General features: G+C 68.4%; 16 protein-coding genes. 12 read left to right on the top strand and 4 right to left on the bottom strand.

Annotated elements, in window-relative coordinates; translation table 11 throughout:
• The first annotated feature begins 15 nt into the window (after positions 1–15).
• The 6 genes from OJA40_RS03210 to OJA40_RS03185 all read left to right on the top strand — a co-directional run bounded on the left by OJA40_RS03210 (position 16) and on the right by OJA40_RS03185 (position 6,747).
• On the top strand, positions 16–999 hold the full coding sequence (locus tag OJA40_RS03210) for a pyruvate dehydrogenase complex E1 component subunit beta (RefSeq protein WP_263809670.1): 984 nt from the start codon (positions 16–18) through the stop codon (positions 997–999).
• A 90-nt stretch (positions 1,000–1,089) separates the two neighbouring features.
• The gene (locus tag OJA40_RS03205) at positions 1,090–2,511 is read left to right on the top strand and encodes a pyruvate dehydrogenase complex dihydrolipoamide acetyltransferase (RefSeq protein WP_263809672.1); all 1,422 of its coding nucleotides are present in this window, start codon (positions 1,090–1,092) and stop codon (positions 2,509–2,511) included.
• A gap of 33 nt (positions 2,512–2,544) precedes the next feature.
• Complete coding sequence (locus OJA40_RS03200; RefSeq protein WP_263809928.1) at positions 2,545–3,348, top strand: metallophosphoesterase family protein; 804 nt, start codon at positions 2,545–2,547, stop codon at positions 3,346–3,348.
• A gap of 120 nt (positions 3,349–3,468) precedes the next feature.
• Complete coding sequence (locus tag OJA40_RS03195) at positions 3,469–4,182, top strand: TonB family protein (RefSeq protein ID WP_263809676.1); 714 nt, start codon at positions 3,469–3,471, stop codon at positions 4,180–4,182.
• A gap of 96 nt (positions 4,183–4,278) precedes the next feature.
• Complete coding sequence (locus OJA40_RS03190; RefSeq protein ID WP_263809927.1) at positions 4,279–6,276, top strand: alpha-ketoacid dehydrogenase subunit alpha/beta; 1,998 nt, start codon at positions 4,279–4,281, stop codon at positions 6,274–6,276.
• Between the two features lie 120 nt (positions 6,277–6,396).
• On the top strand, positions 6,397–6,747 hold the full coding sequence (locus OJA40_RS03185; protein WP_208426770.1) for a hypothetical protein: 351 nt from the start codon (positions 6,397–6,399) through the stop codon (positions 6,745–6,747).
• 17 nt (positions 6,748–6,764) lie between these two features.
• Here the strand turns inward: OJA40_RS03185 and OJA40_RS03180 are convergent, their stop codons facing one another.
• A complete protein-coding gene (locus tag OJA40_RS03180) occupies positions 6,765–7,223 on the bottom strand; it encodes an inorganic diphosphatase (RefSeq protein WP_208426769.1) in 459 nt (152 codons plus the stop codon).
• Positions 7,224–7,233: 10 nt separating this feature from the next.
• A complete protein-coding gene (aspS, locus tag OJA40_RS03175; protein ID WP_208426768.1) occupies positions 7,234–9,123 on the bottom strand; it encodes an aspartate--tRNA ligase in 1,890 nt (629 codons plus the stop codon).
• Between the two features lie 236 nt (positions 9,124–9,359).
• On the opposite strand from aspS, the gene OJA40_RS03170 reads away from it, so the two are divergent.
• Positions 9,360–11,276, top strand: a complete 1,917-nt coding sequence (locus OJA40_RS03170; protein WP_263809926.1) for a peptide MFS transporter — start codon at positions 9,360–9,362, stop codon at positions 11,274–11,276.
• Between the two features lie 61 nt (positions 11,277–11,337).
• Complete coding sequence (gene dut / locus OJA40_RS03165) at positions 11,338–11,790, top strand: dUTP diphosphatase (RefSeq protein ID WP_208426767.1); 453 nt, start codon at positions 11,338–11,340, stop codon at positions 11,788–11,790.
• A 31-nt stretch (positions 11,791–11,821) separates the two neighbouring features.
• Here the strand turns inward: dut and OJA40_RS03160 are convergent, their stop codons facing one another.
• Positions 11,822–12,985: a BamA/TamA family outer membrane protein gene (locus tag OJA40_RS03160; RefSeq protein WP_263792952.1), complete on the bottom strand. Its 1,164-nt coding sequence runs from the start codon at positions 12,983–12,985 to the stop codon at positions 11,822–11,824.
• 586 nt (positions 12,986–13,571) lie between these two features.
• Between OJA40_RS03160 and OJA40_RS03155 the strand changes: the two genes are divergently transcribed.
• Complete coding sequence (locus tag OJA40_RS03155; RefSeq protein WP_263809925.1) at positions 13,572–14,408, top strand: hypothetical protein; 837 nt, start codon at positions 13,572–13,574, stop codon at positions 14,406–14,408.
• A 59-nt stretch (positions 14,409–14,467) separates the two neighbouring features.
• On the opposite strand, the gene OJA40_RS03150 is transcribed toward OJA40_RS03155, so the two are convergent.
• Positions 14,468–15,115, bottom strand: coding sequence for a histidine phosphatase family protein (locus OJA40_RS03150; RefSeq protein ID WP_263809924.1), 648 nt, complete (start codon positions 15,113–15,115; stop codon positions 14,468–14,470).
• A gap of 144 nt (positions 15,116–15,259) precedes the next feature.
• Between OJA40_RS03150 and OJA40_RS03145 the strand changes: the two genes are divergently transcribed.
• The 3 genes from OJA40_RS03145 (at position 15,260) to pheA (ending at position 18,609) form a co-directional block, all read left to right on the top strand.
• The gene (locus OJA40_RS03145) at positions 15,260–16,849 is read left to right on the top strand and encodes an endonuclease/exonuclease/phosphatase family protein (RefSeq protein WP_263809647.1); all 1,590 of its coding nucleotides are present in this window, start codon (positions 15,260–15,262) and stop codon (positions 16,847–16,849) included.
• Positions 16,850–17,065: 216 nt separating this feature from the next.
• The gene (locus OJA40_RS03140) at positions 17,066–17,503 is read left to right on the top strand and encodes an Hsp20/alpha crystallin family protein (protein WP_208426574.1); all 438 of its coding nucleotides are present in this window, start codon (positions 17,066–17,068) and stop codon (positions 17,501–17,503) included.
• A gap of 245 nt (positions 17,504–17,748) precedes the next feature.
• A complete protein-coding gene (gene pheA, locus OJA40_RS03135; protein ID WP_208426575.1) occupies positions 17,749–18,609 on the top strand; it encodes a prephenate dehydratase in 861 nt (286 codons plus the stop codon).
• Positions 18,610–18,802 lie beyond the last annotated feature (193 nt).

Below are 18,802 nucleotides of genomic sequence, written 5' to 3'. Positions count from 1 at the left end.
AACACGCACTTGAATATGGCTACGCTGGAATTCCGCACGGCGCTCCGGGAAGCAATGACCGAGGAAATGGAGCGCGACGACGACATCTTCCTCATTGGGGAAGAGGTGGCCGAGTACGATGGCGCCTACAAGGTAAGCAAGGGCATGCTCGATCACTTCGGGTCCGACCGGGTCATCGACTCGCCGATTAGCGAGCTCGGATTTGCGGGGCTCGGCATCGGGGCGGCGATGAACGGACTCCGGCCCATCGTCGAGTTCATGACGTTTAACTTCTCGTTCGTGGCCTTCGACCAGGTCATCAACAACGCGCCCAACATGCGCTACATGTCGGGCGGCCAGTTCGACATCCCGATTGTCTTCCGCGGCCCCAACGGGGCGGCCGGGCAGCTCGGGGCCACCCACTCCAACTCCACGGAGGCGCTCTACTCAAACATTCCCGGCCTGAAGGTCGTGTCGCCCTCCGTGCCCGACGACGGCAAGGGGCTGCTCAAGACGGCCATCCGGGACGACGACCCGGTGGTCTTCCTCGAGAGTGAGCTCATGTACGGCATGAAGCGGGAGGTGAGCGAGGAAAGCGACTACACGATCCCGATCGGCTCGGCCCGCGTGGCGCGGGAGGGCGACGACGTGACGATCGTGGCGCACAGCAAGAGCTACCACATCGCGATGGACGCCGCGGAGGCCCTCGAAGAGCAGGGCTACGAGGCGGAAGTGATTGACCCGCGCACCATCAAGCCGCTCGACATCGAGACGATCGTGGAGTCGGTCGTGAAGACCAATCGGCTGGTCGTCATCGACGAGAGCACCCCCTTCACCAGCGTGGCCTCGGAGATCACCCATCAGGTGCAGGACCGTGCGTTCGACTACCTCGACGCGCCCATCCTGCGGGTGACCGCCCCGGACACCCCGGCCCCGTACGCGCCGAACCTCATGGACGCGTACATGCCGGGCGCCGACGAGACGGTCGACAAGTGCCTCCGGGTCCTGTACGCTCAATGACGAATTGCGAGTGTCGAATTTCGAATTGGACGTTCGACACTCCGGTCAACCCACATTCGACATTCGCAACCCGAAAATCGACACTGATTTATGGCGATTCCAATCGAAATGCCCAAGCTGAGCGACACCATGGAGGAGGGGGTGCTTTCCGCCTGGCTCGTGGACGAGGGCGAGGAGGTGTCGGCGGGCGACGTGCTCGCGCAGGTGGAGACCGACAAGGCCACGATGGACCTGGAGGCCTTTGACGAGGGGGTGCTGCTCAAACAAGTGATTGGGGAGGGCGACGCCGTGCCCATCGGGGAGCTGATCGCCGTGATTGGGGAGGCCGGAGAGGACATCTCCGACCTCGTGGATGACGCCGGCGGGGACGGGGCCGCAACCGCGGAGCCCGAGGCCGACCCGGACGCCGACGCCGAGCCGGACGCCGACGCCGAGGACGCATCGGCCGAGCCGGAGGTGGAGCCCGAGCCCGCGCCGGAGCCGAGTGGGGACGGGCAGTTGTCCGAACGGACGCCGGAGCCGGTGCCCGCCGGGACCGACGCGGAGGGGCGCCGCATCAAGGCGTCTCCCCTGGCCCGCCGCATTGCGCAGGAGCACGGCGTGGAACTGGCGCAGGTTGAGGGATCGGGGCCCGAGGAGCGCATCGTGCGTCGGGACGTGGAAACCCATGTCGAGAAGCAGGAGGCCGCGCCCGAATCGACGCCCAAACCGGAGCCGACAACCGAACCGGAGCCGACGCCCGAACCGGAGCCGGCGCCCCAGCCCGAGCCGTCCGTCCCCGAGGCGCCGTCCTACGCGATGCCGGACGAGGAGGCCGCGTACGAGTCCGAAGGCATTACGCAGATGCGGGAGACCATCGCCCGGCGCCTTGCGGAGAGCAAGTACTCGGCCCCGCACTATTACCTGACGGTCGACATCGACGTGGAGCGCGCGATCGAGGTGCGCGAGGACCTCAACGAGCTGGCGGAGGAGCAGGGCCGCGCGAAAATCTCCTTCAACGACTTCATCACCAAGGCGTGTGCCCTCTCGCTGCACGACCACCCGTACGTCAACGCCGCCTACCGTCCCGACGAGGGCGAAATCCACAAGCACAACCGCGTGCACATCGGCATTGCCGTCGCCATCGACGAGGGGCTGATCACCCCTGTCATTCGTGACGCGGACCGGAAGGGGCTCTCGGAGCTCGCCCGCGAGACGCGGGCCCTGGCCGAGCGGGCGCGGGACCGCGACCTGGAGCCGGAGGAGTTTGAAGGGGCGACCTTCACCACGAGCAACCTCGGCATGTTCGGCATCGAGGAGTTTACGGCCATCATCAACCCGCCCAACTCGGCCATCCTGGCGATCGGCGAAATCCGCGACACCCCCGTCGTGGAGGACGGCGAGGTGGTGCCGGGCACGCGCATGAAGGTGACCCTCTCCTGCGACCACCGCGTCGTGGATGGGGCCAAGGGGGCTCACTTCCTCGACACCGTGAAGTCGTACCTGGAGGAGCCGATGAACCTGTTGCTGTAGCGTGGAACGGTTACGAGGCCCGCGTTCGGCGCTATGACCATTGCTCACATCTCCGACCTCCACTTCGGGCGCATTGCGGACGCCGGAGTGGTGGAGGCGCTTCTGGACGAGATCAACGCGGCGGGCATCGACCTCGTCGCGGTGAGCGGCGACCTCACACAGCGGGCCCGTCCGGCGGAGTACAGGGCGGCCCGAGACCTGCTCGACGCGCTGGCCCCGCCCACCCTCGTCGTGGCGGGCAACCACGACGTCTACCCGTGGTGGCGCCCCCTAAAGCGACTCCGGACGCCCCTGGAGCGCTACAAGCAGTTCATTACGGACGACCTCGCCCCGACCTTCGAGGCCCAGGACGTATCGGTCCTCGGCCTCACGTCCGCGTACGGGCCGTCGATCAAAGGGGGGCGCATCGGCCCGGCCGACCGGAGTGCCATGCGCACGTTCTTCTCGGGGACAGGGGACGACCGCTTCAAGGTGCTCGTGGTGCACCACCAGCTCCACCCCACGGCCATCGGGCCCATCAGCCCACACCCCGTGGCCCGGCAGGCCGAGCAGACCCTCGCGGTGGCGGGCGAGGTGGGCATCGACCTCATTCTCTGCGGGCACCTCCACATCTCCGCAATCCAGCCCCTCGAAATCATCCCGGGCACCCCGCGCATCGTCGTTGCCAGCGCGGGCACGGCAACGAGCAATCGCTGGCGCGAACCGACGGGCCCGATCAACTTCTACAACGTCGTCTCCGTGGGGCCGGAGGCCTTCTCCGTGGAGGAACGGCGGTACGTGCCCGACGAGGGCCGCTTCGTCCGCGACGGCGTGACGCGCTTCGACCACGCCGGCTGACGAGATCTGAGGTCGCAGCAAAGGGCCGACGCGACGAACTTTTGTGGGGCCGAGGCCGTCCAACGTCTCTACGACCGGCAACACTGATCGCCCGCCTGCTTCCACAACTGCGCGCGTCCCATGTCCCGTAGCGATTGGATCGGGGTCGCCACCACCGTTATCCTCCACGGGGGGCTCGCCCTTCTCTTCGCCTCCCTGACGGCGTCGCGCCCCCGCCCGGCCCAGCTCGGCTACGTGGAGGTGGAATTCGGCGAGTTCTCGCCCGGGCAGCCGGTGGAGGCCACCGAGCCGGTGGAGAACACGACGACGCCGGAGCCGCGGGAGGAGGCGCCCGAGCCGGAGGCCGAGCCCGACGAGACGGCGGAGGAGCCCGCGTCGGAGCCGGTCAACCTTCCGGAGGAGGAGCAGAGCGAGGAGTCCGTGCCGCCGACCGAGGAGGAGACGACCGTGCCGGAGGCCGAGGCCCAGCCCGAGACGGAACAGCAGGCCGACCAGCAGGAGCCGAGTGAGGAGCCCGGTGACGAATCGGGCGATCCGGGGTCGGGCTCCCAGGAAGAGGCCGCTGCGCCCTACGACATTGAGGGGCTGGACCGGGATCCCGAGCGGGCGCCCCTTCCGCAGTACGCCGAGAAGGTGAACGCCCGCATCCGGGTTCGGATTACCGTCAACCCGGACGGGCGCATCGTGCGGCGCGTGCCCCTCCTCAAGGGCAATCCCGAACTGGAGGCCGCCGTCATGGACGCCCTGCAACAGTGGCGCTTCAACGCACTGCCGCCGGGGGCGCCCCAGGAAACCCAGACCGGCACGATCACCTTCACCTTCCGACTGGAATAGAAGCAAGCCGAGGGGGCATGCTTCGAGCGGCCCTTGTCTCGCCCGCCCTCTGTTCGCAGCGCTCATCGTCAGTCTTCGTTCCGAACTACGAGATACATGTCCTCCCCAGAGTCATCTGTCAATACGGGCCCTGCCCTCGACGCCGAGGCGCTCTTCCGGGCGCTCCTCGAGCCCCGCGTCATCGAGGAAAAGATGCTGACGCTCATCCGGCAGGGGCGCATCGCGAAATGGTTTAGCGGGTACGGGCAGGAGGCCGTCGCCGCGGGCACCGCCTGGGCGCTGGACGACCGGGACTACATCCTGCCGATGCACCGCAACCTCGGCGTGTGGACCACGCGCGACGTCGACCGGGAGCGCCTCTTTTGCCAGTTGATGGGGAAGAAGGGGGGCTTTACGAACGGCCGGGACCGGACTTTTCACTTCGGGCTGCCGGAGAAAAACCTGGTGGGCATGATCTCGCACATGGCCGCCATGCTGCCGGTGGCGTGCGGGCTGGGGCAGGCCGTTCGGTTCCGGGAGGCGGACCGGGTCGCCTGCGCGTTCTGTGGCGACGGGGGCACCCGCGAGGGCGACTTCCACGAGGCGCTCAACCTGGCGTCGGTGTGGGACCTGCCGGTCCTCTTCCTGGTGGAGAACAACGGCTACGGCCTCTCGACGCCCACCGACGAGGCGGTGGCCCCCGACGACATCGCCGACGCGGCCGCCGGCTACGACATGCCGGGGATGATCGTGGACGGCAACGACGTGTTTGCTGTCATCGAGGCGGTTCGGGAGGCGCGGGCGCACGCCCGGACCGAGGGGCCGGTGCTGCTGGAGATGAAAACGTTTCGCGTGCGGGGCCACGAGGAAGCCTCCGGCACCGCGTACGTCCCGGACGAGCTCATCGAGGAGTGGAAAGAAAAAGACCCGCTCGACCGCTTTGCCGCTCGGGTGCGGGAGGAGGGGCTGCTCGGGGCCGACCGGATGGAGAGCATCCGGGCCGAGCTCGAGTCCGCGGTCGACGAGCTGGCGGAGTGGGCCCTCGACCGGCCGGCGGTGACCAGCACCCCCGAGGCCGAGCGCGACGCCGTCTTTGCCCCGTCGCCCGATCCGGACCTGCCGTCGCCCGATGCGGACCCGGAGGAGACGCGCTTCATCGACGCCCTTCAGGACGGCCTGCGGGCGGCGATGCGGGACGACGACGAGGTGATTGTGATGGGGCAGGACATTGCCGAGTACGGCGGGGCGTTCAAGGTGACCGACGGCTTCGTCGACGAGTTTGGCAGGGAGCGCGTCCGCAACACGCCGATCATCGAAGACGGCGCCCTCGGGGCCGGGATGGGGCTGTCCATTGAGGGCCTCCCGGCGGTCGTGGAGATGCAGTACGCCGACTTCATCTCGTGTGGCTTCAACCAGACCGTCAACAACCTGGCGACCACCCACTACCGGTGGGGACAGCCGGTCAACGTGACGATTCGCGCGCCCTTCGGCGGCGGCATCGGGGCCGGGCCGTTCCACTCGCAGTCGCGGGAGGCCTGGTTCGCCCACACGCCGGGCCTGAAGGTCGTGGTGCCCGCCACGCCCCGCGACGCGAAGGGGCTCCTCCGCACCGCCGTGGCCGACCCCAACCCGGTCCTCTTCTTCGAGCACAAGAAGCTCTACCGCTCGGTCCGCGGCGCGGTGCCGACGGAGGCGTACACGCTGCCGTTCGGGGAGGCACGGGTGGCGCGGGAGGGCGCCGACGCGACCATCGTCACCTATGGGGTGGGGGTGCACTGGGCGCTGGCGGAGGCGGAACACCAGGCCGAAGCAAACGGAGTGGAGCTGGAGGTGGTGGACCTGCGCACGCTCGTGCCCTGGGATCGGGAGACGGTCCGTCAGTCGCTCGACAAAACAAACTGCCTGCTCGTGCTGCACGAGGCGTCGCGCACCGCCGGCTTTGGGGCCGAGGTGGCGGCGGAGCTTGGCGAGATCGGCTTTGAGCTCCTCGATGCCCCCATCACACGAGTGGCCGCCGAGGACCTCCCGGTGCCCAACGCCAAGCCGCTGGAAGATGAGATCTTTTCTGCGGAGGCCCGGCTGCGGCCGAAGGTGGAGGACCTGCTGGCGTTTTAGGGGGCGGGGGGCGGCGTGCATTGGGCGTCTCAGCCAAGACCGAGACTAATGGAACGACCGCCGGGCTTGCTCCGTCCGCTTTCGATGGGTTTGGAATCGGCACAGCGAAGGCACGACGGGATGCACCACGACTCTGCGAACGGCTCCGAGAGTTCGTCGTCGGGCCCGCCGGGCCGCCTCAAGCGATACGGGGGCATCATCTGTGGCTCCGCCTACGTCTACTCGCGGGCCCTGAAGGCGTCTCGCGCCGAGGTCATTCGGGCGGTGGACGGCGACGACGCGGTCGAGACGCTCGTGATGGTCAATGGGCACCGCGGGACGGACCACGCCGGCCGCTCGACGAACCGGATCCGCTCCGACGCGCACCCGGGACGCACCGGCGTCGACACGGTCTACATCGGCGTCACACCGTCCCAGCTCCGGGCGCTTGCCGATCGGGTCGGGGCCACGGTGACGATACGACGAGCGTAAAGAGACGTGAGTCCCGCCTACGGTCGTTGCGCCGAGGGTGGGGCCGGTCCGTTGCCCTCGTCCCAGAGGGCCCGCATCTCTTGGCGGAGCACCAGCACGCCCTCCAGCAGCGTCCGGTCGTAGTTGATAAAGCCGTGGGCCGTGTAGACCTCGGCGGGCGTACAGTCGTAGAGGAGCTTGGCCTCCCGGTCCCGCTGCTGGTGATCGGTCGTCAGGAGCGCCCCCACGAGGCCGGTCGTGCCGCGGCCCACGAACACGTCGAGTGCGTCGCCGTCGCCGCCCCGCGTGCCGTTCACGTATCCGTAGTCGACCGGGTAGACAATGGACGGATGGTCGGGGTGGGCCGTCGTGCGGGGCCGCTCGATCGTAATCCCGTTGTCCTCGATGCACCGCGCCCACGTCCCCCAGTGAAGGTGCTCGTGGGCGGCCGAGCGGAGGGCCTGCAGGTCCAAGGGGGGATAAAGCGAGTCGGACATGGGGCAGGGCCTACGACGCCAGGCGCTTGCGCTGGGCGATCCGGGCCGGCGGTTCCACGTCGGGGGGCAGGTCGAGGCGGAGGGCGAGGGTCTCCAGCTGCTCGGGGTCCACCCAGTCGGGCGACTTCACCATTGGCTCCTTGCCGCTCTGGGTCTTGGGGAAGGCGATGACGTCGCGGAGCGAATCGGCCCCGGCCAGCAGCATGACGAGGCGGTCGAGCCCGAGTGCGATGCCCCCGTGCGGCGGCGCGCCGTAGCGGAGGGCGTCGAGCAAAAACCCGAATCGGTCCTGCGCCTCCTCCGCGTCGATCCCGAGGACATCGAAGACCTGCATTTGCGTCTCGTGGTTGTGGATGCGGATGGAGCCGCCGCCGATCTCGGTGCCGTTGAGCACGAGGTCGTAGGCCCGCGCCTGCACCTGCGTCGGGTCCTCGTCGAGGTGGTCGAGGTCGTCCGGGTGGGGCGCCGTGAAGGGGTGGTGCATCGAGACGGGGCGCCCGGCCTCCTCGTCGTACTCCATCAGCGGAAAGTCGGTGACCCAGAGGAACGCGTCCTCGCCCTCGTCGGCGGGCGGGCGCAGGCCGAGCTCCTCGCCCATGTGGAGGCGCAGGGCGCCGGCCTGCTCGAACACGGTGGGCGCGTGGCCGGCCAGCGTGAGAACCAAGTCGCCCGCCTCGGCGCCCACCTGTTCGGCGGCGGCCCGCCCGTACTCGTGGGGCAGGGCGTCGCTGCTCAGGTTCTGCTCGATCCCGGAGCCGTCGGACGGCAGCTGGAAGTAGATGAGCCCGGCGGCGCCGATCTCGTCGGTCACGTGGTCCTCCAGCCGGTCCATGGCGGCGCGCCCCCGGTCGCCCTCGCCGGGCACCCGGAGGGCCACGATGTGTCCGCCGTCGTCCACGATCGAGTCGAAGACGCGGAAGCCGCTGCCGGCGAAGCAGTCGCTCACGTCGTGCAATTCCAAGTCGAAGCGCAGGTCCGGCTTGTCGGTGCCGTAGGTCCGCAGCGCCTCGTCGTAGGTCATGCGCGGAAAGGGCGTCTCCAGCGTCGTGTCCTCCAGGGTGTCCCAGAGGTCGGCCATGAGCCCCTCGGTAAGCTCGTAGACCTGCTCCTCGGTGGCGAACGTCATCTCCACGTCGATCTGCGTAAACTCCGGCTGGCGGTCGGCCCGCAGGTCCTCGTCGCGGAAGCACTTTACGATCTGGACGTAGCGGTCGAGCCCGCCCACCATGAGCAGTTGCTTGTAGGTCTGCGGCGACTGCGGCAGCGCGTAGAAGCGGCCCGGGTGGAGGCGGCTGGGGACGAGGAAGTCGCGCGCGCCCTCCGGGGTGGATTTCATGAGCACCGGGGTCTCCACCTCCAAGAAGTCGTGGGCGTCGAAGTAGCGGTGGGTCGTCTGGTAGAGCCGGTGGCGCAGCTCGATGTTCTCCTGCAGGGCCGGCCGCCGGAGGTCCAGGTAGCGGTGCGCCAAGCGCAGGTCCTCGTTCGTGTTCATCTGCCGCTCCTCGTGGGCGCTCACGACGAAGGGCGGCGTCTCGGACGTGTTGAGCACCGCCAGGTCATCGGCACTGACCTCGATGGCCCCGGTCGGCAGGTCCGGGTTCACGGCCTCCTCGCCCCGCGGGCGGACGGTTCCCTGTACGCTGATCACGTCCTCCCGGCGCAGCTGTCCGGCCACCTCGTAGGCCGTCTGGTTGTCCTGCGGCGAAAAGACGACCTGGGTGAGGCCGTAGCGGTCGCGCAGGTCCACGAACACGAGCCCGCCGTGGTCGCGCCGGGTGTCGACCCACCCTTTCAGGACGACCGCCTCGCCGTTGTCGTCGGCGTGGAGGTCGCCGCAGGTGTGGGTGCGGGCGGGATGGGAATCCTCCGAAATGAGATCGGCGCGGGAGGAGCGTTCCATGGTGGACGCGGGTGTTCGGGTGCGAAAGACGGAGGGAAAGGCGAGTGCAATAAAACCACCACCCCGAACGGCAGAGTCAATTCCCAGTTCGTCCTCACCGTGAATTTAGACATAGAATTAGACAGAGCAGCGAGTGTCTCCTATATTCCCAGCGTTCATACGGATCCTGTAACGGTCCAGTTGAACACGCCCTTTCGTCCCCCGACGCGTTTTTCCGATTGATTTCTAGGTCCCAAATGGCAGCCAGCGGTCCCTCGTCCGACGAGTCGATGCAGAATGGAGGGGCCCGGGCGCCGTCGGGGGGGGAGGCCACGGCCGTGGCCGGTCGGCGGGACTTTTTCGGGCACCCGCGCGGCCTCGCCACACTCTTCTTTACAGAGCTGTGGGAGCGGTTCAGCTACTACGGACTACGGGCGCTCCTCGTCCTGTTCATGACGGCCCCGGCCGGCGCGGCAGCGACGAACCCGGGGCTCGGCTTCGGCACCGAAAAGGCGACGGCGGTCTACGGCCTGTACACGGCGTTTGTCTATCTGCTGGCCCTGCCCGGTGGCTGGGTGGCGGACAACATCTGGGGCCAGCGGCGGTCGGTCTTCGTCGGCGGCTGCATCATTGCCGCGGGGCACTTCAGCCTGGCGATGCCGGCCTTTGGCCTCCCGGACGTGTCCTTCTTCTACCTCGGACTGTTTCTGATCGTCGTCGGCACGGGCCTCCTGAAGCCCAACATCAGCACGATGGTCGGGGACCTCTACCCGGAGGGCGGGGCCCGACGTGACGCGGGCTTCTCGGTCTTCTACATGGGGATCAACTTCGGGGCCATCCTGGGCCCGACGCTCTGCGGGTGGCTGGCCGAGAATTACAGCTGGCACTGGGGCTTCTCGCTGGCGGGCTTCGGCATGCTGGTGGGGCTCATTTCCTACAAGCTGGGCGCGCCCAACCTGGGGGAGGCCGGGCTGCTCGACGCCGACGACGAGGAGGCCGTCCAACAGAAGAGCCGCACCTTCTACCGCCTTACGGCACTGGTGACGGCCCTGATCGTGGCGTTTGGGTTCCTGGCCACGTCCGGGGTCATCAGCATCACGCTCACCCAGGTGGCCGAGGCGGTGGGAATCGGCATCATTCTCGTCACGCTCCTCTTCTTTGCCTACCTCACGCTCGAGTGGGCGGGCGTGGGGACAATGGCCGCCTTCTTCGTCGTGGCCAGCCTCGTCACAAATCAGTTCGTGGACGGGGCGGCGCTGGCGTCCCAGATTGGGGTCGGCGCGACGGTCCTGTTTTTCGTGCTGGTGAGCATTGCCCGCCTTGCAGCCCCGCAATACGACGTGTCGCTGAAGCGGCGGCGGTACCTCGTCATCTACTGGCTGTTTCTCCTGTCGGCCCTCTTCTGGTCCGGCTTTGAGCAGGCGGGCTCTTCGCTCAACCTGTTCGCCCGAGACCTCACGGCCCGCGACTTTGGGCCGTTTGCGCTTTCGCAGACCTCGGCCCTGATGGGGGCCCTCGTCCTAATCGGCCTGCCGGCGGCGTACATCGGCTACCGCATGTTTCGGCGCGAGAACCTCTGGTGGGTGGGACGGGCGGGCGTGAGCCTGCTCGGCGCCCTCGTGGTCGGCTTCCTCGGCTATCTGGCCTACCAGATCGCGGGCGGCTGGACCATGCCGGCCAGCATGCTGCAAAACATCAACCCGACGTTCATCGTCCTCCTCGCGCCGGTCTTCGGGTCGTTCTGGACGTGGCTTGCCAACCGCAACGCCAACCCCTCCATTCCCGTCAAGTTTGGGCTCGGCCTCCTGGGCCTGGCCGCGGGCTTCTTCGTGATCGCCTGGGGCGCGTCGCAGGCGACCGCCGAGAACCCGGTGGGCGCCCACTGGCTGGTGGTCACCTACTTCCTGCACACCTGCGGCGAGCTGGCCCTCTCCCCGGTGGGCCTGTCGTCAATGACGAAGCTCGCGCCGGAGAACCGCGTGGGCCAGATGATGGGCGTCTGGTTCGTCTCTACGGCCCTCGGCAACCTGTTCGCCGGACTCATTGCCGGGCAGCTGGAGACGCTCGACCCGTCCGGGCTGTTTACGACGGTGGCCCTCATTATTGGCGGGGGCGGCCTGGTCGCGATGCTTGCCGCGCCGCCCGTGAAGCGGCTCATGGGCGACATCGAATAACGGACCGGCGGGGGGGCCGCACGTTCCTTCTCAATCTCTCACTCCGATCCCGAACGCTTCGATGATCGACGTTTCCATCACGCGCCTGCCCCACGCCGAGGGGCTCGCCCTGCCGAGCTACGAGACGTCCGCGAGTGCGGGCATGGACCTGCGGGCGGCGGTGCCGACGGACGCCCCGGTCGTGCTGGATCCGGGCGCCCGCGCCCTCGTGGACACGGGCCTGAAACTTGCGCTGCCGGAGGGGCACGAGGGCCAGGTCCGGCCGCGGAGTGGACTGGCCCACGATCACGGGGTGACCGTCCTCAACAGTCCGGGCACCATCGACGCCGACTACCGCGGGGAGGTCAAGGTTCTGCTCGTGAACCACGGCGCCGAGCCGTTCACGATTGAGCGCGGCATGCGCATCGCCCAGCTCGTGGTGGCGCGGCACGCCCGCGTGGAATGGGTGCACCGCGAGGCCCTCGAAGAGACCGTGCGGGGGCCCGGCGGCTTCGGCTCGACGGGGACCGCGTAGGACGCGGGGCCAGGTCGACGTGCGGCTCGCCCTAAAAGTTCGGGGTGATGCGGAGCCAAATCGACGGACGAGAGCCCGTTGCGGGCACGGACCGGAGCGGCCAGGACACGTCCAGGCGCACGTCCCGTTCGTCCAGCCCGATTCCGACCCCGGCGGACGGCAGCACGTCCTCCGTGCGGAGCCGTGTGCCTGGCTGCCCCACCCACCCGGCATCGAACAGCCCCACGAGGAAGAGGTCGTCGAGGAAGTCGTCGTCCAGCGTGGCGCCGTCGACGATGTACTCGACGTTGCCCAGCAGCATGCGCGTGCCGCGGAGCGCGTTCTGGTCGTAGCTCCGAACGGACCCGATGCCGCCAAGCGTGAACTGCTGCTGGGGCGGGGCGTCGCTCGTGGCGTATCCGCCGCGAAGCCGAAGCCCGAGACGTGTGTTGCTCGAGAGGGGGAGGAAGGCGCGCCCGTCCACCTCGTAGCGGTTGGCGCGGAGGTCGCCGCCGAAGTCGGTCCCAATCGTGGCTGTCGTCCGGAAGGCAGCACCGGTGGGAAGGTCGTCGCGGTCCTCGACGTGTCCCCCCTCGAGACTCACTGTTCCGGCGTGCAGGCGGCCCGCCTCAGCCCTGGGATTCGTGCGAAACGAGGTGGCCTCGAAGAGAGACCAGCCGGTATTCCGGGAAAGCGGGCGGTGCTCTTCGAAGCGAACGCCCGCGGTTAGGCGGAACGTGGCCGGGAGGGCCTGGACTGCGTAGAGGGAGAGCCCCTCGCCCTCGTAGTAGTCGAAGAAGTCGTACCCGAGCCCGATGCCGCCGAGCGAATTCTCCGCGTACGACGTCTTCCAGCGGTCGGGGGTCCGGGTCTGCTTTTGGTAGGACGCCCCGAGCTTTAATCCTGTCTCTGCGTCGCGAATCAGTTTCGATTCGACCCCGATCGTGTACCGCAGGTCCCCCAGCGCAAAGGCGTAGCCGAGTTGGCCGTAGATGCGCGCGGTGTCGTCCGGGTCGCGGAGCGAGAGCGGACTGCGCCGGAGGCCGAGCACCAGCCCCTCGACGCGATTGTAGCGGAGCGGCGGCGGCGCGCGGTACACGGCAGACGCCTGTCCAAACGGGCTTGTCCAGCCCCCCGTCGTGCCGACATAGTCGCCCGCGTGATCGCCCGCGTACGATTCGGTGCGGCCCCACGGGGTTTCCTCGGAAGCCGGCACACCGGAGTCGGTGCTATCAAGGGCCGTGTGCGGAGCCGGGCTGGACGGCGAAGAATCCGTCGTGGGTTGGGCGGAAGCACACGGAGCAGCCAGGAGGAGAATGACCGCCCAACTCAAGGTCCGAGAATAGAGCATAGCGACATGGGAGCTCTGTATCGGGGAAATGAGGGGAATTTCCTTGTTCAGGTCATACCATCGGAAGGACGATACCGCGCCTCTGTCTGTTACAAGTCGTACCTGATTGGTACGTATGATGCCGATGAAATGTTGTTTTAGTTGGGGGTGTCGGGGGGCAGAGAATGCAACGTCTGCCCGCCGTCCCTTCCAGTTGTGTGATGGGCTGTTTTTCGTAGGTGGAGTGGGGCCGTTCGTCCCGGTGCACTCTTCCCGTACGGCGACGGATCGAGGCACTTCCCCCGCAGGCGTCTGTTCGGAAGAGCCCTTCGCAAGAAAGATCCATCGGCTGGTTTCGAGCGCCCATTCCGGTTGGCAATTCGCGACCGGTGTAGATACCTTTTGCGCCCGGGCGGCAGGGCACTCGGCGCCGGCACGCATCCCGCCTCTCTCTCATCGAATGAACTCGCCTATGTCTAGAGTCTGGTTTGGCCTCCTCCTGATGGTCCTCGCCGGTGTCTTCGGGGGAGGCTGCAGCAGCCCGCCCACGCTGCAGTCGCACTCGCTGTCGCAGGCCCCGGCCATTGACGGGGCGCTTTCGGAGTGGGGCGGGGCGCTTGCCCGGGTGGACGGCCGCTCCGTGTCCATGAGCGCCGCGCCGACCGATAGCCTGCTGTATCTGGCCGTCGTGATTCCGGACCGCGACCTCATCCGGTCTGTGGCCGAGAACGGGCTCATCGTGTGGATCGACCCGGCCGGCGAAGAGCGGCACACCTACGGGGTCCGGTACCCGCTCGGGCGTCGGGCCCAGCAGGCCGGGGCGAATCAGAGGGGTGGGGCATCCGGGGGCGACGTGCCGCGAGGGGGGGCGCCCCTCGACGATCTGTTTCCGTCGGACCTTGCGGTCATCCGGAACGACACGGTCCGCTACCGGATGCCTGCGGGGCTATCCTCGGCCCTCAGGGCACAGGCCACGCTCGACACCGGATCGCTCATTTACGAGATGGCCGTGCCCGTGTCCCCGTCCCGGTCGTCAACGACCGGCGACCGCTGGGAGCACGGCCTGCGTGGAGAACTGGGCAGTACCGTCGCGGTCGGGCTCCAGACCCCCGATCCGGACGATACCGATCTTGTGACCCCGTCCTCGCGGGGCATCCCGTCGGTGACGGGGCGCGGAGGGCGGGGCCGGTCCCCGCGGGGGCGGCGACCAGGACGCCGGCGTCAGCAGAGGCAGCAGCCTTCGGCCCCGACCCCCGACCGGCCGACGCTGGATCTCTGGACGCGCATCGCCGGGGCCGGTGGCTCCTGAAAAGCTGGGTGCCTCGTGCCTTGGGGGCATGTGGGGACGGAGGCTGCCCCCTCCCCGAGTCAGGCGAGTCGGTCGGGGGCGCGGGTGCCGTTTTCGAGGTGGCTCGTGTCGTTCCGGAGGGAAACGGTCCAGTCTCCGTTCCGCCGCGCAACTTTCGTGAGGCTGGCGAGCGGGCACCCGGGGTCGGGCACGTCGCTGCCCACGAGGCCGTGCAGAACGCCCTGCACCGTGATGCCGTGGCCCACGAGGAGCAGTGTCTCGCCGGCGTACCGGTCGGCGAGGCACGTGCCGGCGGCCCCGAGGCGGGCGAGGGCCCGGTGCCTCGACTCTGGGTAGGCGGGGGTCCGGCAGGGCGGTGCCGACGACGGCAGCACCGACCCGAACCGATCGGCAAGCGCCGTGGGGGCGCGTGTGTTCGGGACGTCGTCGAACCAGTCGTCGTTGAGCCACTCCCCCAATCCCGGCTCCAGGAGGACGCCGTGGCCGGTCGTCGTGGCGACGTGGTGGGCGGTCTGGACGGTGCGGAGGTACGGAGACGCGACGATCCGGTCGACGTCGAGGGCATCGACGCGGCGGCCCAGTTGCCGGGCCTGCTCGACGCCGTCGGGAGAGAGGCCGGGGTCGTCGGGCCAGTCGGCCGTCGCCGCCCAGTCCGGATCCGCGAAATCCTGACGGTTGGCGTGGCGGGCGAGCCAGAGGGTCTGCATTCGTTTCGTGACGACGGATATGAAAAGCACGACGATTGGGGCGGCCGCGGTTCTGCGTGCGCCCCGTTTCCCGAACATCCCTCAGGACACGCAATATAGCGCCTCTGTCTCCCGCGTGGTTCATCCCAAACGCCCTCGTTGTCCATGTCTCGGCGTCTCCTGCTCTCTGTTGCGCTGTTGTTTCTTTTTGTCGCCGGGGGGTGCGGGGGACTGAATGAAACCGCCGACGAGGGCGAGGCCGAGTCGCCGTCGGAGGACGCGCCCCCGACGGCCGCGCCGGTGGACGGGTACACCTCGCACCCGGCCCGCATCTACGTGGATGGCGAACGGGGCGATTGGGCGGAGCTCCCGGTCCGTCACACCGACGCGCCCGACGACGGGGCGGGCGTCGACCTCAAGCGCGTGTGGGTCGCCCACGATGACGACTACCTCTTCCTCCGCCTCGAGCTCGGCGAGGCCGTCAACCTCCAGGAAGGCAACGACCTGACGCTCTATCTCGATACGGACAACAATCCCGGGACGGGGCAGCAGGCACTGGGACTGGGGGCGGAGCTGGCCTGGACGTTTGGCGAGCGGTCCGGCCGAGTGGTTCGCGACGGCGACGCGGAAGAGGTGACGCACGCGGCCCTCGGGTTCACGTCCCTGCCCACGGTGACGTCCGAGACGTTCGAGGTGGCCTTCGACCGGTCGGCGACGCCCACCAACGACGGGCCCCTGTTTGAGAGAGACAGCCTCCGGGTGGGCCTGTCGACCGACGGGGACCGGCTGCCGGACGCCGACGGGGGGCTCGGGTACGTCCTCTCGGATGCCGACACGCCCCTCGACGCGCCGTCTCTCGACGCGCCGACCGCCTCGGCCCTGCGGATGCTCTCGTACAACTCGGTCAACGATTTTGACCGCGAACGGAGTGCAATCTTTTTCGAAACCCGCCAGCCGAGCTTCCGGCGCATCTTCGACGCCACCGATCCGGGCGTCATTGCGTTTCAGGAGGTCTACGACCAGACCGCCGACCAGGTGGCGACGGTCGCCGACGAGGCGCTCGGACTGCCGGGCGGGTGGGACTGGGCCAAGGAGGGCCAGGATCTCGTCCTCGGCAGCCGATACCCCATTCTCGACACCCACACCATTCCAGGGTACGAGAACAACGTGAGCGGCGCCTTCCTGCTCGACGCGGACGGTGCGCTGGGGACGGACCTCCTGGTGGTGAACATGCACCCGCCCTGCTGCAACTACGGCCCCGATGACGGCGAGCCCTCCCGCAACGCACAGCGGCAGCGGGTGGTGGACGGCGTGGTGGCCTTCCTGCGAGAGGTAAAACAGGGGGACGGGCCGTTCGACGTTCCGCCGAAGACCCCGATCGTGGTGCTCGGGGACATGAACTTTGTCGGGGACGCCCAGCAGCCGCGGACGCTGCGGACGGGGGAGATCGTACACACCGACCGGTACGGATCGCCGGCGGCGCCGGACTGGGACGGATCGCCCCTGCTGGACACCAGGCCGCGCCAGGTGGCGTCGCCCCTGCACACCACCTGGATCGCGCCCGGCAGTTCGTTTCCGCCGGGGCGGCTCGACTACGCGTTCGTTACCGACAGCGTACTGGAGGTCGTCCACGCGTTTGTGCTGCACACCCCGGCGCTGCCGGCCGACGTGCGCTCGGCCCACGGGCTCCGGGCGGACGATACGCCGACGGCGTCCGATCACCTCCCCGTCGTGATTGACGTGACGCCGCGGTAGGAGGGCACACGCGTTGCGGGACCGTCACATCTACAGGCCGCTGTCACGACGGCAGGGGGCGGCTTGCCGAAATTTCGGTCGGCGACAGGGAGGACACCGGCTGGTACACGTCTTGATGCTAAATGTGGGTGCACCGACAAACGACGGGGCGTTGTGCGACGCCCTGGTTGACACGTTCGTGAGACTCTCGAACAACCTGTACAGAGGTGATCACCCATGACGCAGCTCACACGCCGCACCCCGAACCGCACGATTCGCGACCTCCAGCGTGAGGTGGACAGCATCTTCGACCAGTTTTTCGGTCGAGGAAGCGACGACGACACGTCGGCCGTCTGGGCCCCCCGGACGGACCTGTCGGAGACGGACGACGCGTTCCACATTCGCCTCGACGTGCCCGGCATGACGAAGGACGACATCGCCATCAACCTCCAGAACAACACGCTGACTGTGAGCGGCGAGCGGTCCAGTGAGCGGCAGGAGGACGGCGAAGAGTACGTGCGCGTGGAGCGCGCCTTTGGCAACTTCCACCGGACGTTTACCCTTCCGGACGCGGTGGATCCGGACCGCGTGGAGGCCACCTACGACGAGGGCGTGCTGGCAATCAATGTCCCGAAGACGGAGACGAGCACGCGCCGTCAGATTGAGATCCAGTAGCGGCACGTCTCCGGCGCTTTCTGTTCTCCCCTGCCAGGGAGCGTCCGGGGTGGGGGCGTGACGAGACCGCCCGCGCCGCCGGACGAGACCTGTAAGCGCATCGTGACGCCTGGTCGGGCCACCGGTCCGGTCAGGCGTTTCCTTTTTCTGGTGCGGAACGGAACGCAGGGCCATTGCGGGCGTGGGACTGCCGATTCATTTCGTCCCGGTCTCACGTCTTTGCCCGCAGCGGTCTACACACGACGATGGCCCATCGCGTTGCCTTTCAGGGAGAGCCCGGTGCCTTCAGCGAAGAAGCCGTCCGGTGCGTCTTCGATGCCGCCGAGGTGCATCCGTCCGCTACGTTCGAGGATGTTTTCGAGGCCGTTGAGGGAGGCGCGGTGGGCCGTGCGGTGGTGCCCATCGAAAACGCGGTGTTCGGCAGCGTGCGCGTCAACTACGACCACCTCCGCACGCACGCCGTCACGATCATCGGGGAGCTCCAGCTGCGCATTCACCACTGTCTGATGGCGCCGGCGGGGGCGACGATCAACGGGCTGGAGGTCGTGCGGTCCCATCAGCAGGCGCTCGGGCAGTGCCGGGACTGGCTCCGGGCCCAGGTTCCGGGCGCGACGCCGGAGGCCACGCCGGACACGGCCGGGGCGGCCCGGGGGGTGGCGGAGACCGGTGCCCCGACAACGGCGGCGGTGGCCTCCCGACGAGCCGCCGAGCGCTACGGCCTTGAGGTCCTCGCCGAAGGGCTCCAGGACAACGACCAGAACTTTACCCGCTTCCTCGTGCTGGCCCCGGCGGACGCGGGCGCGCCCCCGGTGGGGGCCGGCGAGCCGAAGACGTCCATCACGTTCGTCCTACAGGAAAATGTGCCGGGGGCCCTCTTCAAGAGCCTCGCTGTCTTCGCGCTCCGCGAACTGGACCTGGCCAAGATCGAAAGCCGGCCCCTGGTGGGGCAGCCGGGCCGCTACCGGTTTTACCTCGACGTGCACGGGGACGTGGAGGCCGAGGCGGTGGCCCGGGCGCTGGACCACCTCCGGGAAATCACGATGGAGCTTCAGGTGCTCGGCTCCTACCCCCGTGGGGCGACGTATCCCGACGGGGCCGAGCGGTAGGTGCCCGCCCGGCGGCAAACGGAAGCGGCCAGAGCAGGGCGCTCTGGAGCGCGGCCCGGGCCCCCGACGCGTTTCTGGCCCCCGCAGGCCCACCGCATCAACTGCCCGTTCGTCCCGACGGATTCTCGTATTGCTGCCTCCCGAGGCGGAGGGTGCAAAACAGCGCCCTCGTTTGTCGCCTCCACCCCGATTG

The sequence above is a fragment of the Salinibacter pepae genome, assembly GCF_947077775.1.
In the GTDB taxonomy this organism is placed as follows: Bacteria; Bacteroidota; Rhodothermia; order Rhodothermales; family Salinibacteraceae; genus Salinibacter; species Salinibacter pepae.
The sequence above is the reverse complement of the archived record's forward strand: the minus strand, read 5'-3'. Positions and strand labels throughout refer to the sequence as shown.

Bases quoted from the DNA above. Each gene is read 5' to 3' on its own strand.
- OJA40_RS03210 (WP_263809670.1), top strand. From the start codon at position 16: ATGGCTACGCTGGAATTCCGCACGGCGCTCCGGGAAGCAATGACCGAG.
- OJA40_RS03205 (WP_263809672.1), top strand. From the start codon at position 1,090: ATGGCGATTCCAATCGAAATGCCCAAGCTGAGCGACACCATGGAGGAG.
- OJA40_RS03200 (WP_263809928.1), top strand. From the start codon at position 2,545: ATGACCATTGCTCACATCTCCGACCTCCACTTCGGGCGCATTGCGGAC.
- OJA40_RS03195 (WP_263809676.1), top strand. From the start codon at position 3,469: ATGTCCCGTAGCGATTGGATCGGGGTCGCCACCACCGTTATCCTCCAC.
- OJA40_RS03190 (WP_263809927.1), top strand. From the start codon at position 4,279: ATGTCCTCCCCAGAGTCATCTGTCAATACGGGCCCTGCCCTCGACGCC.
- OJA40_RS03185 (WP_208426770.1), top strand. From the start codon at position 6,397: ATGCACCACGACTCTGCGAACGGCTCCGAGAGTTCGTCGTCGGGCCCG.
- OJA40_RS03180 (WP_208426769.1), bottom strand. From the start codon at position 7,223: ATGTCCGACTCGCTTTATCCCCCCTTGGACCTGCAGGCCCTCCGCTCG.
- aspS (WP_208426768.1), bottom strand. From the start codon at position 9,123: ATGGAACGCTCCTCCCGCGCCGATCTCATTTCGGAGGATTCCCATCCC.
- OJA40_RS03170 (WP_263809926.1), top strand. From the start codon at position 9,360: ATGGCAGCCAGCGGTCCCTCGTCCGACGAGTCGATGCAGAATGGAGGG.
- dut (WP_208426767.1), top strand. From the start codon at position 11,338: ATGATCGACGTTTCCATCACGCGCCTGCCCCACGCCGAGGGGCTCGCC.
- OJA40_RS03155 (WP_263809925.1), top strand. From the start codon at position 13,572: ATGTCTAGAGTCTGGTTTGGCCTCCTCCTGATGGTCCTCGCCGGTGTC.
- OJA40_RS03150 (WP_263809924.1), bottom strand. From the start codon at position 15,115: ATGCAGACCCTCTGGCTCGCCCGCCACGCCAACCGTCAGGATTTCGCG.
- OJA40_RS03145 (WP_263809647.1), top strand. From the start codon at position 15,260: ATGTCTCGGCGTCTCCTGCTCTCTGTTGCGCTGTTGTTTCTTTTTGTC.
- OJA40_RS03140 (WP_208426574.1), top strand. From the start codon at position 17,066: ATGACGCAGCTCACACGCCGCACCCCGAACCGCACGATTCGCGACCTC.
- pheA (WP_208426575.1), top strand. From the start codon at position 17,749: ATGGCCCATCGCGTTGCCTTTCAGGGAGAGCCCGGTGCCTTCAGCGAA.